Origin of the sequence: Marinomonas rhodophyticola (genome assembly GCF_026113935.1) — a bacterium.
Taxonomy (GTDB): Bacteria; Pseudomonadota; Gammaproteobacteria; order Pseudomonadales; family Marinomonadaceae; genus Marinomonas; species Marinomonas rhodophyticola.
The window spans coordinates 335647-349360 of sequence record NZ_JAPEUL010000011.1; the positions used below are offsets into that span (position 1 = coordinate 335647).

At 40.6% G+C, this 13714-nt stretch carries 13 protein-coding genes; 11 read left to right on the top strand and 2 right to left on the bottom strand.

The features are described from left to right. Positions 1 to 15: 15 nt before the first annotated feature. The 9 genes from ONZ52_RS21255 to ONZ52_RS21295 all read left to right on the top strand — a co-directional run bounded on the left by ONZ52_RS21255 (position 16) and on the right by ONZ52_RS21295 (position 10516). Positions 16 to 2529 carry a hypothetical protein gene (locus ONZ52_RS21255; RefSeq protein WP_265220640.1) on the top strand — a complete coding sequence of 838 codons (2514 nt, stop codon included), beginning with the start codon at positions 16 to 18 and terminating at the stop codon, positions 2527 to 2529. A 99-nt stretch (positions 2530 to 2628) separates the two neighbouring features. Next, positions 2629 to 3135, top strand: coding sequence for a hypothetical protein (locus ONZ52_RS21260; RefSeq protein ID WP_265220641.1), 507 nt, complete (start codon positions 2629 to 2631; stop codon positions 3133 to 3135). 44 nt (positions 3136 to 3179) lie between these two features. Continuing rightward, complete coding sequence (locus ONZ52_RS21265) at positions 3180 to 3692, top strand: hypothetical protein (RefSeq protein WP_265220642.1); 513 nt, start codon at positions 3180 to 3182, stop codon at positions 3690 to 3692. 180 nt (positions 3693 to 3872) lie between these two features. After that, on the top strand, positions 3873 to 5309 hold the full coding sequence (locus tag ONZ52_RS21270; RefSeq protein WP_265220643.1) for a sensor histidine kinase: 1437 nt from the start codon (positions 3873 to 3875) through the stop codon (positions 5307 to 5309). A 23-nt stretch (positions 5310 to 5332) separates the two neighbouring features. Beyond that, positions 5333 to 5677, top strand: coding sequence for a response regulator (locus ONZ52_RS21275; protein ID WP_265220644.1), 345 nt, complete (start codon positions 5333 to 5335; stop codon positions 5675 to 5677). A gap of 212 nt (positions 5678 to 5889) precedes the next feature. Continuing rightward, the gene (locus tag ONZ52_RS21280) at positions 5890 to 7218 is read left to right on the top strand and encodes an esterase-like activity of phytase family protein (protein ID WP_265220645.1); all 1329 of its coding nucleotides are present in this window, start codon (positions 5890 to 5892) and stop codon (positions 7216 to 7218) included. A 196-nt stretch (positions 7219 to 7414) separates the two neighbouring features. Next, positions 7415 to 9406: a cache domain-containing protein gene (locus ONZ52_RS21285; RefSeq protein ID WP_265220646.1), complete on the top strand. Its 1992-nt coding sequence runs from the start codon at positions 7415 to 7417 to the stop codon at positions 9404 to 9406. Positions 9407 to 9570: 164 nt separating this feature from the next. Beyond that, positions 9571 to 9888, top strand: a complete 318-nt coding sequence (locus tag ONZ52_RS21290) for an MgtC/SapB family protein (RefSeq protein ID WP_265220647.1) — start codon at positions 9571 to 9573, stop codon at positions 9886 to 9888. A 193-nt stretch (positions 9889 to 10081) separates the two neighbouring features. After that, entirely contained in the window at positions 10082 to 10516 is a 435-nt protein-coding gene (locus tag ONZ52_RS21295) for a GNAT family N-acetyltransferase (RefSeq protein ID WP_265220648.1), read from the top strand. 16 nt (positions 10517 to 10532) lie between these two features. Here ONZ52_RS21295 and ONZ52_RS21300 read toward each other — a convergent pair whose 3' ends face one another. After that, the gene (locus ONZ52_RS21300; protein ID WP_265220649.1) at positions 10533 to 11570 is read right to left on the bottom strand and encodes a GGDEF domain-containing protein; all 1038 of its coding nucleotides are present in this window, start codon (positions 11568 to 11570) and stop codon (positions 10533 to 10535) included. Positions 11571 to 11788: 218 nt separating this feature from the next. On the opposite strand from ONZ52_RS21300, the gene ONZ52_RS21305 reads away from it, so the two are divergent. Continuing rightward, on the top strand, positions 11789 to 12151 hold the full coding sequence (locus tag ONZ52_RS21305; RefSeq protein WP_265220650.1) for a DUF2057 domain-containing protein: 363 nt from the start codon (positions 11789 to 11791) through the stop codon (positions 12149 to 12151). After that, positions 12120 to 12515, top strand: coding sequence for a DUF2057 domain-containing protein (locus ONZ52_RS21310; RefSeq protein WP_265220651.1), 396 nt, complete (start codon positions 12120 to 12122; stop codon positions 12513 to 12515). Before ONZ52_RS21305 ends, ONZ52_RS21310 begins: the two co-directional genes overlap by 32 nt. 67 nt (positions 12516 to 12582) lie before the next feature. Here the strand turns inward: ONZ52_RS21310 and ONZ52_RS21315 are convergent, their stop codons facing one another. Next, the gene (locus ONZ52_RS21315) at positions 12583 to 13464 is read right to left on the bottom strand and encodes a carboxylate/amino acid/amine transporter (RefSeq protein ID WP_265220652.1); all 882 of its coding nucleotides are present in this window, start codon (positions 13462 to 13464) and stop codon (positions 12583 to 12585) included. Between the last annotated feature and the right edge of the window lie 250 nt (positions 13465 to 13714).

A 13714-nucleotide genomic window follows, 5' to 3' on the forward strand; every position in this document is an offset into this window, starting at 1 on the left:
CAGCTAAGAACCTTAGTGCTCGATGATCCTATATTTGATTTAAAACAGCGTGCCTTTATGGTGCTTTCTGGTGCGGCGTACATGCAGCAACTGTATGTGAATATGAGCCAACAAGAGTATTATCAGACCGCCGAACTGACACAACAAATGATCATGACAGAACGGTTTGGTGAAAAAGAGAATCCGCTTTATAAATTCAACGATGATGTCAGCCGTGATTTAAGCGGATGTTTTCATCGAACATTGCGTACACGAGAACGCTTGATTGCCAACCGTGACATCAAAGAACTGCAATATCACTTGGATCAAGTACTTAATAGTCAACGTACGGCCGATGTATTACGTGATATATCTTCACTAAATGGCCTTAATTCAGCAGGTGCACATAAGATCGTCGGTCATGCTATGAGCGCATTGAGTATTAACATCGACAAAATTGACGCCTTTTCGAAATACCAGTACATACATGACTACTTGCCGTCTGATCAACCGCTAAATCAGATAAATAGCCTGAGTGTAGAAGACTGTCATGCCACCCTCAGAAATGTCTTATCCTCCAGTAGCCATCCTCTTTGTAAAGTGCTATTTGTTGAAGAAGGAGCTGTTCCCTTAGACTCTGAATATACGTCTCCAGAAGCTTTAAATGATGGTTCCGGCTTTGCCACCCCTCAAAGCCTAGCACAATGGAGCCTTAACGACTTTGTGCTCGAAGATGACCAGCTGGAAGTCATTGATCTCGTGTTTATTACCAAGAGTAACGTGGCTGCTTCTTTGTCAGATAAAGCACAGGATGCATTTTCTCAAGCAAGGCGTGTAAGCAGCATTCTAGATAATATTCTAAAGGGTTACTACGAAGCTCTGATGTCTATAAAAGATGTGGCTTCAGAAGCCAAAGTTATTCAATTTAACCAAGCCTATGCATCCGTATTGGCATTAACGAAGGCAACGAATCCGACCTATCTTGGGAAAATGTTGTTCACCTCAGCCCAAGGAGCGCAAACCAAGGGCTATGTAGTGGGTGTGCATGGTCAAGGGTTGAAATTTGGCCTGAGTGCCGATGATAGAGAGCACATTAAAAACAAAAGACGTAAAGGGCTACAAGGTCAATTGCGTGAAGAAAATGGCCGCTTAGTGGTGGCATCTAATAAAAAGCCCTTTAATAACGCGGACAAGGCCAACTTAGCGGAGCGTGGTAATCTAAAAGTGGTGGTGTTGCCAGAAGACAGCAACATGGCACAAGCCTATAACCAAGCCAATACCCAGCGTGCTTTGCGGAACATGAACAATACTGAGATTAACAGCAGCAACGCCTACGAGCGCATACGAATCCCGTACTGGATTGTTGCTATTGAAACCGTGAATTTGGTGTTAAATCTTAAGCACCTGACTACATTTAAGGAAAACGGATGGCTTTATTCTGGTTTAAACATAGCAAGTGCTTCTCTTGACTTGAGCGTGGCGGTGACCCATGCGGCGAATTTGCATGGACAAAATGCTTCTTGGTTAACTCGCGCAGCGAATAAGGAGATGGTTAAGGTATCCGGTAAAGTTGCGTCCTTTATTAACTATTTTACTAATAGTGCTAAATTGGTTGGCAGTCTGAGCCGTTTAGCCGTGGCGGGGCTTGTTGGTGGCTTACTGACCGCAGGTATGGCGGGTTGGGAGGCGATTCGCTTGTCAGCTAAGAATGACGACGATGCCAGTATGGCGATGGCGATGGTTGCTGTGGGGACAACAATGTCTACCCTTGCTACGGGCTTATTTACCACTGGTGCGCCTATTTTATTCGGGATGGGGCCGATTGCTTGGTTAGGCATTGGTATTGCGGTCTCGGGGGCACTCTTATATATGTTGTTCTTAGACACACCTATTGAAGAGTGGTTAAAAAATGGCCCCTTTGCAGAGGATCCAGGTGAACAATACGCCCATCTGCAAGATAATAAAGTCGCGTTCGAGCGCTTTGTGAATTGCCTATTCTCTGTGGAAATAAAAGCCTATCCATATGGTATTCAAACAGGCTTACCAGAGGACTTTAATGTCGCCATGCAGTCTAAAGGCGTCACCCATGCGATACAAGTGAGCAGTAACCTCGCTGCGCTCATGGGGGAGGACAACGCCCGTATCGATTTTTATGTTCGTCCTGCGGCTTTGGAGAAAATTGAAACCCGCTCTTCTCGAACCGCCGCTATTTCCCATGACGAGGAAGTCAAACCGTTAGGCAATCGAGCATTACCGATTCTCGCACAATCGGATGGCTCGGATGGCACCGTTTATTTTGTAAAACACGATGTTGCTTTACCTCAAGCCCATAGTGAAAGTGCTTGGTTTGGCGGAAAGCATCATACTTACACTTATTCAAAAGCCTTTATTGCAAGAGTGAGATTACACATTGGCGATGAAGTGTTTCCCATGCCAGCATTGGATAAAGTCACTTTTGAGGACGAGGTATTTGATCCGCCGCGTTTTACGGAGGATGAAACATCTTGGATCAATCAAGCCGTTACCATGACGCCGAGTCAACAAACCTGACAGAATTGAAATAGATACGACTTCTTAGAGCCACAAGCAGCTCGCTCTAAGAGTGAACGAATTTGCGCCATAAGCGCTAAACAGTAAAGGATCAAATACATGGCTTTTGTTAACGCCACCACCAAAAAACAAAACGACTCGCAAACAGAATCGGAGAATACCATCAGCCAATATCAAGACACGGCTTATAACTCACAGAATTTTCCTGCTCAGAAGCCACGCCAAGAAAAGGGCTTTTTACGCCGCATGATGACTAGCGGCAAACCTTTTTCGTTCAGCCACACCACGGACAGCATCACCGTCTATGGTCTGGACGATATGACACCCTCTAAGATGACAGAAGGAGGAAAAAGTTCAAAACAGAGTTACTGGAATGAAATAAGTCTTAATGGAGAATCTTTAAGTGGCTGGTCCCAATTATATTTTTTAATAGTTGGCATCGCCAAGATGTGTTTAATGGGCTTGTTGCCTTTGTTGTATGTCATTTTTCTACTAATGTGGTGGTTAGGGGGGGCTGGAATGAAGGCCCTTCAGAAGCTTTTTCGGAAGTTACTTTGTACGCGACCTTGCCTTGTTTACTCATTTATGTTCATTTTCTTCTGTTGAATGCGGGTTATTTTTTTGTTGCACCTTTTTTACGGTCTAAGCGAGTGTTTGAGTTAAACCGCACGACGGGTATGGTGACTTTGTTTAAAAAGAATAAGCCTTATTTTACTCATCCCTTTATTGAGTTTGATTGTGTATTGATGTCGTCACCGACTCAGCAAGGCTTTTTAAATTACTCGTTAACTTTAATTCATCGTTACCGTGATTATTCTGTAGGCGTGCCGATTAGCGGTTCCATGGGCGCCAATCATAAAGTGATTGAATACCTTCGTTTTTGGAATATGGTGCAGCGCTACATGGACATCAGCCAACCGCTGCCAGATATTTTAGTACTAGAGCCAGCTCGTCAACGTGACCCAACCACCATCGCGTACGACAAAGAGCATAACCGCAACCCAAGATACTGGCGCGATATGACAGACGAAGAGTTTAAGCAAAAAATGGACGAGATCGAAAAGGCTCAGAAAAACACCCCAGCGACAGGCAAGCCAATCGATATCTTCAAAGGCCCTAACTCCACTGTAAGCAAAAAACACAATCGTAATAAGAAGAAGTAGCCAATGGACTCGGTGGTTAATGAAATAAGCGTCAAAGTGTATTGATAACAAAAAACCAGCAGTTTCCCCCTGCTGGTTTTTTTCTCTAGTGTTCAATATTTCTAAAATACTCTACTATCTAGCAGATAAATCAGTTGATTTTCGCTGATAGTCTTATGCCTAGATATTAAGAGAGCATGTTTGAATCATTCACGCTATATGCTTAGTGATAAGCAAGTCAACCATATTAGCTTAAAGGATTTAGCTCAACGCTCCAGGTTTGGTGGAGTATTTTATTTGCTGGCCTTTTGGGCTGCGGTTTTTAGCTCCACGGCAGCACGAGCACACTTGGAGATTATTGGTGCTTTTTCTTTCTGTTTTTTGCTGTTACAAATTTATCGTTTAGTGTTGTTTTTTAGCGTTTCTTCATCTAATGCTATGGATATTTCTTCATATTTTTCTCGTTATGCATTTGTTTATAATGCTTCTGCTATTGTTTGGGTGAGTGGATCCGCTTGGTTATTTTATGTTAACCCAATGGTCGATTTAGCGGTGTCAATCAATATGATGGCGGCGGCGGGTATTAGTATTGGTGGTGTTACCGTATTGGCCCCTTCTTATAAGATAATGCGCAGTTATTTTGTCTTAATCTGTTGGCCATTTGCCTTAGCAGCGGGCTTGCTTTTGGATAATCCAGGTAATTTTATTGTTACCGGTTTAATATTAGGTTATGGGTTATTTATTTTTCTAACAGGGAAGCAACAAAATCGCATTTATTGGCAGGCACTGAATGATAATTTAAAACTGTCAGAGCAGGCGGAAGAACTAGAAAAAGCCAAGATAGCTGCTGAGTTGGCTGGTCAGGCTAAAGCGAATTTTTTGGCCGCGATGACCCATGAGATACGAACGCCAATGAATGGTGTTTTGGGAATGGCTCAATTGTTATCTATGGGAGATCTTAATGAGCAGCAGAAACAGCAAGTGACGGTCATTAATAATGCTGGCCGAACATTAATGCATATTATTAATAATATTTTAGATTACTCTAAAATCAATGCAGAGCAACTAAAATTAGAAAAAATCGAGTTTAGTCCACGTAATGTCGTAAATGAAGTTGTATTACTTCTGTCCCCGCAGTTTGATATAAAGCCAATAAATTTTCTCTGTACGTTTGGTGATATACCTGAATTAGTACAAGGCGATCCATATCTGCTACATCAAATTCTTTATAACCTCATCGGAAATGCTCTTAAATTTACCCATGAAGGGGAAATATCTATTGAGGTTTCTTCTAAGAAAAGTCATGCCGAAAATACACTGATCTTGTCGTTTGTTATTAGAGATAGCGGTATTGGTATTTCATCTGAAGACCAAGGTAAAATTTTCGAGCAATTCTATCAAGTTAACCATTTTAATCCCAATATTCGCGGTTCAGGGCTGGGGCTGAGTATTACTCAACGCTTAGTCGAGCTTATGGAGGGGACTATTTCGGTTGAAAGTGAATTGGGGGTGGGAAGTGTTTTTACCATTGAGCTTCCGTTTACTTTGATTGCACAAACGATGCAACAAAAATCGTTTAAGTCATCAACAAAAATAGGGGGAAGCCTGACCTACAATCAGATTTACACATTCTTTTAGTTGAAGATAACAAGGTGAACCAAATGCTCTGCGAGCAATTCTTTCTAAAATTAGGATGCTCCGTTGACTGTGCAGAAACAGGCATAATGGCACTGGAAAGGTTTAATAGTGCCCAACCTTATGATGTTATTTTCATGGATTGTAATATGCCAGAAATGGACGGATTTTTAGCAACGTCAGCTATTCGACAGATAGAAAGAGACAGACACTTAAAGCAAACACCGATAGTTGCTCTCACTGCTCATGTTGAGGCTAGCATAAAACAAAAATGTCTTGATGCTGGCATGAACGCATTTTTAAGCAAACCTTTTTTGTTTGAAGATTTAGAAGCTATGGTTACTAAAATTCGAAAAGAAGGAAGTCTTTAACGTAGAAATAATTTCAGAATTTAATTGTCATTTAGAATTCATCAAATCGTCACGGCCGTCTTTTATGCTTTAGAAACAATTTCAATAATCTATATGTGCGAGCATATTAAAAAGGCAAACGATGATGGATAAAATCTGGTTAGCAAGTTTGATTTCTGTGTGTGTTTTATCTGGTTGTACAAGCAATGGTTCGACAATAAAAAATTCTGACTTTGTGGCGAACTTTCCGAAGCAAGGGAATCCCATTACCCTATTCGGTATTGCGTAACGATCTTGTGGATGCAAAAACCAATCAGCCATTTAAAATTCGCAATGGTGGTTTTGGATCGGCAATGATAGGGAATCCAAATCAAGCGAATCAGTTTTATGCGTTAACCGATCGCGGTCCAAATGCAGATTACAGTGGTGATTATGGTAAAGGAAAGAGTTTTCCTGTGGCCGATTACACGCCTCGTATTGGTTTATTTGAAGTGTCGTCAAACGGTGCTATTACCATGGTCAAGAGTATTCTATTAAAACGACCTGATGGTAGTTTGATTTCTGGCCTTCCCAATACATCGGCGTTGGGTGGTACAGGTGAAACACCTTATCATGCTGATGGTAGGTTGGTGTTAGAAGACGACAGCAAGCCGTATGATAAAATGACCAACCCTATTAAATTGGACGATTATGGCCTAGATGGCGAAGGTTTGGTTGCGCTTAAAGACGGTACGTTTTGGGTGAGTGATGAATATGGTCCACATATCGTACATTTTGATGCTAATGGCGTCGAAATTGGCCGTATTAATGCTTTTAAAGACGATAGTCGGGTGAGGTTTCATTTGCCTACGGAATTTCAACATCGTCGTGCTAATCGAGGCATGGAAGGTTTAGCGATTACACCTGATGAAACCACCTTGGTGGGCATTATGCAATCGACATTGACGAACCCCGATAAAGCAGCGCATAAAGGCGATTTGACTCGTATTGTCATGGTGAATTTGAATAATGGCCGCACTGAGCAGTATCTGTATCGTCAAGAGAAAACGGAGAATTCCAATTCTGAAATTTCTGCGTTAACGGCTAACCAGTTTTTGGTGTTAGAACGTGATGGAAGTTTTTTACTTGGAGGTCCTGATGGTACATCAAAGGCTAAGCCGAATGCTCAAAAACAGGTTTATCGTGTTGATTTAAGTACGGGAACACCGCTTTCGACAGTGTCTCTATCTTCTTCTATTAAGCAAGATGAAAGTCATGGGTTGATGATTGATGGGCTGACCCTTGAGCAATATGTACAGAAAAACGGTTGGGATGCATTAGCGGCAAAAGGGATCAAACCTGTCAGCAAAACCTTGGTGGTTGATATGGTGAAGGAAGTGGCTTATCCACACGATAAGATGGAAGGTTTATGGGTGATTGATAACAATCATCTTGGGGTACTAAACGATGACGATTTTGCTACTTGGTCAACTAACGGTAAGTTGGAGCAAAAGCACCTTGATCAAAGCACAATTGACTCGAATCGTCTCTACATTATTAAAGCAGATTTGATGGGGAATTGATCGATCTATCAAAACGACGAAAGAGGAATGTCTAAGGGCATTCCTTTTTTATATCCTAAATAAGCAGAGTTATTCCCTAACTCATTGGCTCTTATTATGTGTCATTCACTATTATTTTGCTTTTTTTCAGTGGTATTGGTGTTGGCAAGCTAATTGCTGTTTACGGCGATCTTCAATGCTTTCAAGGATATTTTTAGTGGACATGTTCCTTGTTAAAAACCAATCAATCATTAAGCATTTTATCAAAGGGGTGGATAAGTACGATCAAACATTAAAATCACTGGGTACTTGGTGGGAAAAAATTGCCTTAATAGGCAAGATTAATAGTTTTGAAGTTGCCTCGACAATTTTAGAGGATATGGATAATACCCTTGGGCAGTTCCAAATCTTGCAAAAGCGATTGATCGAAAGTTTGACAAACGAGCATGCTCGAAAAGTAATTATGCAAGATCTGTCTCGCTGCCAGATGGCGATTGATGTGTTAATTCGTAACCTTTTTGAGCGAACGGCTGATATTGGCTTTTTAGCTACAGACCATAATGTTGTCAAGTTTTTAAAAAATAGTGATAAAAAAGAAGAGGATGGCGTTTTTTTAAGACAGAGATTTCAAGCCTATGTTGATATTTATTCAGTTTATCAAGATGCGTTTCTCATTACGCTTGATGGGGAGGTGGTGTTTCAGCTTAGCCAGCCTTCACGACGAGGCAAGGTGCAGGATGCGTTCATTCAGCAGGCGATTACATATCCAGATCGCTATGTGGAGTATTTCGGGCAAACGTCTTTAATGGCGGGTTCTCTATCAAACCTTTTGTATGCTAATGCGGTAATAGATGAGGGACGCGTTGTTGGTGTTATTGTTTTGTGTTTTCGCTTTCAAAATGAGCTAGAAGAAATTACCAATCATCTTTTATTTGAACAGGAGGATAATCACTTTCTGCTCTTAAATGGTGCGGGTGATGTGCTGTTTGCTCCACAACGTTACCAGCAGGATTTTCCGATGCATTTGTCTATAAGCGCTGTGCCAAAAGTAGTGCTGTTTCATCATAAAGACTGTGTGCAAGTGACGACCAAAGGCCAACCTTATCAAGGTTATACTGGACCTGAAAATTGGCATATGGGGTCTTTATTAGTATTAGAAAACATGGATAGGGGCGTAAGTGATACACAGGATCATCAAACATTAGTTGCTGATCTTGCTGGGCTTATTTCAGCAGATTTATTTGATATCCGTCGCCAATCTATTTCTATTAATGATGATTTAGAGTTGATTGTTCTGAATGGCATTATCACAGCGGCTCGCAAAGATGCAGTAGAGTTTGTGCCGGTATTAGAAGCCATCAAAAAGATTGGTCGAGACATAGACAATGTGTTTGCGAACTCTATTGAATCATTGTTTTCTACTATTATTTCAGGTCAATTGAACGCAATAGCTCTGCAAGCTAACTTGGCAGTAGATATTATGGATCGTAACCTTTATGAACGTGCAAATGACTGTCGCTGGTGGGGGTTGAGCACGTCGTTACAAACGGCATTGTCAACACCAGAGATTGATAAAAATCGTATTCGTCAGACATTAGAGAAAATACACTCTTTGTATACTGTTTATCATAACTTATACGTTTATGATCAAAATGGGCGTTATCTTGCTTTTTCAGATGACACTTATCAACATCAAGTTGGACAGACTATAGAGGCAAATTCTGCAGGAATGGGCGTGTTTCATTCGCAAGATATTTACTCTTACTGCGTATCGCCATTCATGCCTTTTGATTGTTATGGTGGTGCACATACTTACATTTATAATGCCGCTATTCGTAGCCCTGAAAAAAACAATGTGGTGGTTGGTGGTATCGGTATCGTATTCGATTCTACGGTAGAGTTTCGTGCCATTCTTAATGATATTTTGCCTAGAGAGAACGGTGTTGTAAAAGCAGGTACGAAAGCCTTGTTCACCACAGATAAAGGCTTTGTCATTGCAAGTTCGTCAGATGATCATGCTGTTGGCAGTGTCTTTTTTCCTGAGATTAGCCTGACTGAACTCTTTCAAGATGGCAGTACAGCAACTGCTATTAGATTCGATGGCAATGTGTATCTTATTGGTGCTGCGATGTCGAACGGATACCGAGAATACAAACGTCAAGATGGTTATGAGAATACGATTATAGCTTGGGTACTTGTGCCTTGTTAGCCTAAAATATTCATATGACGTCATGGAAGACGTCTTTATTTTAATATGTGTTTTATTTTTCTGTGCGTATCTCTGATTAAAAACTGTACTAATAGCAAAAACTTAGTAACCTATTGATAAGGTTTTATTCTTCCACTCATGGCATCTGCCCTAAGAAAGCTTGTATGAATTTAGAGTTGTTATTTTCCATTGCTCCTTACCGCTGGAGTGCGATTGTAACTGCCATTTTTTGCGGTGCGATTGTAGGTTTAGAGCGGCAGCTTAGGGGAAAGCCTGTAGGTATAAGGACTTCGGCACTGATTGTGCTCGGAACCTATGTGTTTATTACGTCTTCTATGTTGGTTGCAGTTGATATAACGGATCCATCACGAATTATAGGGCAGGTGATTACCGGTATTGGTTTTCTCGGGGCAGGTGTTATGTTGTCAAAAGACGGTTCTGTGATTGGCGTCACTTCTGCAGCGACCATCTGGGACTTCTAGCCGCAATAGGTGTGTGTATTGCTATTATTGACTCTTATGTGGCGATAAAACTGTCTTTTATTGTGGTGGCTATTTTATATGGCGTGGACATTTTAGAAGTATACTCTTCGGCTTTTACTCGAGGGGTACATTCTAAATATAGTCGATGGCGTAATAGAGAGTAAATACACTGAAGAGTTATTGGAGGACTAAAATGGTTTCTGGTTATCGCATTAGCTGGGATTATAAAGAGATGGACTTTGATGTTATTCATCATTACATATCAAATACCTATTGGGCTAAAAATATTCCTCAAACAACATTGAAAAGAGCGCTTGATAACTCATTATGTTTTGGCGTTTTTTCTCAGGAAGGGAAGCAAATAGGTTTTGCTAGAATGATTACTGATCAAGCCACGTTTGCTTACTTAGCCGATGTATTTATTGATGAAGAACATCGTGGAAAAGGATTGTCAAAGTGGCTAATGCAGGAAATTCATGATTACCCATCGTTACAAGGTTTACGCAGAATTCTATTGGCGACACGTGATGCTCATGGTTTGTATGGGCAATTTGGGTATACACCGTTGAATTATCCTGAAACCTTTATGCAGAAATGGAATCCGGATGTTTATAATGAATTTGATTGAGACTGGCGGATGTGGACTATTTTGATAGCTCGACTCTGTTTCGTCCATTTTCTTTGCCTCTGTATAAGGCTTTGTCCGCTCGCTTTGTCATATTTAATGCATTATCGTTGTGTTTTTCATATTCAGTCACACCTAAGGTAATGGTAAGTGGCAGATTGAAATCACTAAAGGTTTCTTTTGATACTAGGTTTCTTAGATTTTCGGCAATCAGTGCTGCGCCATCCTTACTGGTGTTGGGTAGGATGATGATGAACTCTTCTCCACCAAATCGAGCAATAATGTCTTGGTTTCTAAGATTTCTTTTGAGTAACTGACCTACCTCAATCAGACAGATATCACCAATATCATGTCCGAACATATCATTCACTTTTTTGAAATAATCAACATCGATCAAAATTAGGCTTAACGGTGACGACGTGAATAGTGATTTTTTAAGTTCTATACTGAAATAGATGTTTAGCCCTCGTCTATTTAAAAGACCCGTTAAAGGATCTTGAGTATTTTCCTCATTCAATTTTGTTGTCAGTTCTGCGTATTTACGTAAGAAGAAATGACCAAAAAATGCACTAAAAATAATCGCTGCTGTTAACCAAAAACCACGATCAAAGGATTTTTCCGCTGAATACACCTCTTCTGTCAGATCGGTCAGAAGATGCCCAAATACAGTTGCTGATAGCGTACAAATTACAAGAATGATCGTGATCGCAATAGACTCTCTGGCACCACCTATTAACGCTGCTAAAATAGGATAAAGTGGTAAAAAATAGGCGACTTGACTATTTACTCCGCCGGAAATGGCGAGAGTTGGCATGATAATGATTAGAGCGACAATAAGTGAAAGGGTTATCTCCCATTTCGGGACAATATGTGCTCTGACGACAAAATAAAAAACAGAGGTAAGGATGAGGTTTACCACAGCTGACCATAGAAAAATGTCTGATAAGTCAACAAAGAGTGGCCTGATAACCAGTGAGGATGCCAAGGTTAATATTGACAGCTCTATGATCCGTAAGGTCAGCGTATGGTTGAGCTGAGTCTGTGCACTGTTTGGCATAATTTTATGAGTGTTATCCTGTTTTTAGCCGCTAGTAAGTCTTCAATACTATATTTTACAACTCGTAGCCTATCTAACTTCCTGATCAGTTAGTTTTTTAGGGTATGAAAAAAGACAAAATCTAGCAAGTTTCTTATATGTCTATTTTACTAAACAAAGAACACGGAACTATATGCTAAATTCTTTTCTTTTTTGTTATGTGTTGTAAGGGGTGTTCTATGTTCTTAAAAAATCGTATCTTGGTGTTTGTTACCGTATTGTTTGGATCAATGACATCGCCTTTAATGGCGGCAACATTTGAGGTTCCTCGGTCGTTTGAGATCATGTATGTTGACCTTGAAAGTGCAGGCCGATTCGGCAGTGACTTTAAAGTAGACCTTGATGCAGGTCAGCACCAGATTGTGGTACGTTTTAATAAATTATTACGCAGTGGTGGTGATACTCAAGTCTTTCAGTCTGAGCCAATTGTACTGGACTTACAGTTTGAAAAAGATACGTATCTTACGTTAAAAGCGCCATATATATCGACCCGAAAGCAAGCTGAGGCGAATGCCAAGAAGTCCACAGTTTACCATTCATGATGAACTAAGCGGCAAGGAAGTTGATTATCAACACCAAATTTTAGCAACGAAATCCGGTTTTCAAAATACACGTGATTATGTGGAAGAGATTGAGCGTTTAACAGCGAAGAATGCTTCACATGACATATCCTCTACTGGCCCTGTCTCTGCTCCAACTACCATGTCTCAAGATGTTGCGTTTGATATGATGAAATTCTGGTACAATCAATCCAATGATGCAACTCGTAAGGATATTCGTATTTGGATTGCTGATGATGCATATAATCCTGCTGCATCCAGTATTCAATTCGACATGTCACAATTTTGGTTTAAAAAAGCCAATCAAGAAGACCAAAAAGCCTTTCAAAAATGGTTGATAGAGTAATACATGGTTAACTAGTTCCTTTGCGGATAAAAATGCCCAATGTTTATTGGGCATTTTTATTGGATTGTTATTTGGCTGTTACTGTTTTTGCGTTAGTAAATTTTTGGTTGAATTTGTCATTGACCCAAAGCGCCATCAAGATAATTCCGCCGCCGATGGCTAATCGAAAAATATCGGCATCGCGATTCCAGAAGACCACATTGACAATTATGCCTGCTGGGATGAGCAAGTTATTTGCCACAGCCAACGTGCCTATGTTCACCATCGTCGCCCCTTTGTTCCAAGCAAAATAGCCTAAACCAGAAGCCACAATCCCAAGGTAAATCAGAATACTCCATTGTAGCGTCGTTGTAGGCAGTTGTTCTGTGTTGCCCATAGCGATATAACATGGAATGACCACCGCCAAGGCACCAATAAAAAACCAACCAAATACCGTGCGTTGTGGCAGGTCTGGGCGCTCTTTTGCGATTATTCGTTTATAGCCTACTTGGCCTGCGGCAAAACACATGTTGGCACACTGCACTATAATTAAGCCTTTGATGAAGCCTTCGTCCACACCTTGGTAACGGATCGCGACAGCGCCAAGAATGGCCAATGATGCGCTGATGGCAAAGCCGATGTTGAGGCGTTTATCCAGCATGTCGTTGATAAGTGTGACATACAAGGGGGTCATTACAGTGAACAATAGCACTTCTGGAACGGAGAGATACAAGAAAGATTGATAGTAAAAGCCGTACATAATACCAAGCTGTAGTGCGCCACATATCATCAGTTTTAGGGCGATTTTTGCTTCTATTTGACGCAGTTTTAAAAAAGGTAAAAAGACCAATGTTGCAAGGGATACTCGCATCAGAACAGAGAACCAAGCGTCGACTTGGCCAGCAAGATAAACCCCAATTAAACTAAATGAAAAAGCCCAAAGTAAGGTAACGGCTATAAGTATTGGCATGCAGATTTCTTCCATAAGAAAATATTTCGCAAAGTTTACCGATAAATTGAGCTACGGTAAATTAGTTTACTTTTATATTTCAATGGGTTTACTAGTGTTATTTTTGTGATCTATTTTTTGATTTTGTCTTTTTGTATGCACAGTTGGGTGGAAAGTGATTTGATTGGGGTAGTTCATCTTTTCTTGATCTAATCGATATGCTGTGTTTATCGCGGCTGACCAGGGAGTAAAACCTTGATCTAGGTTAATA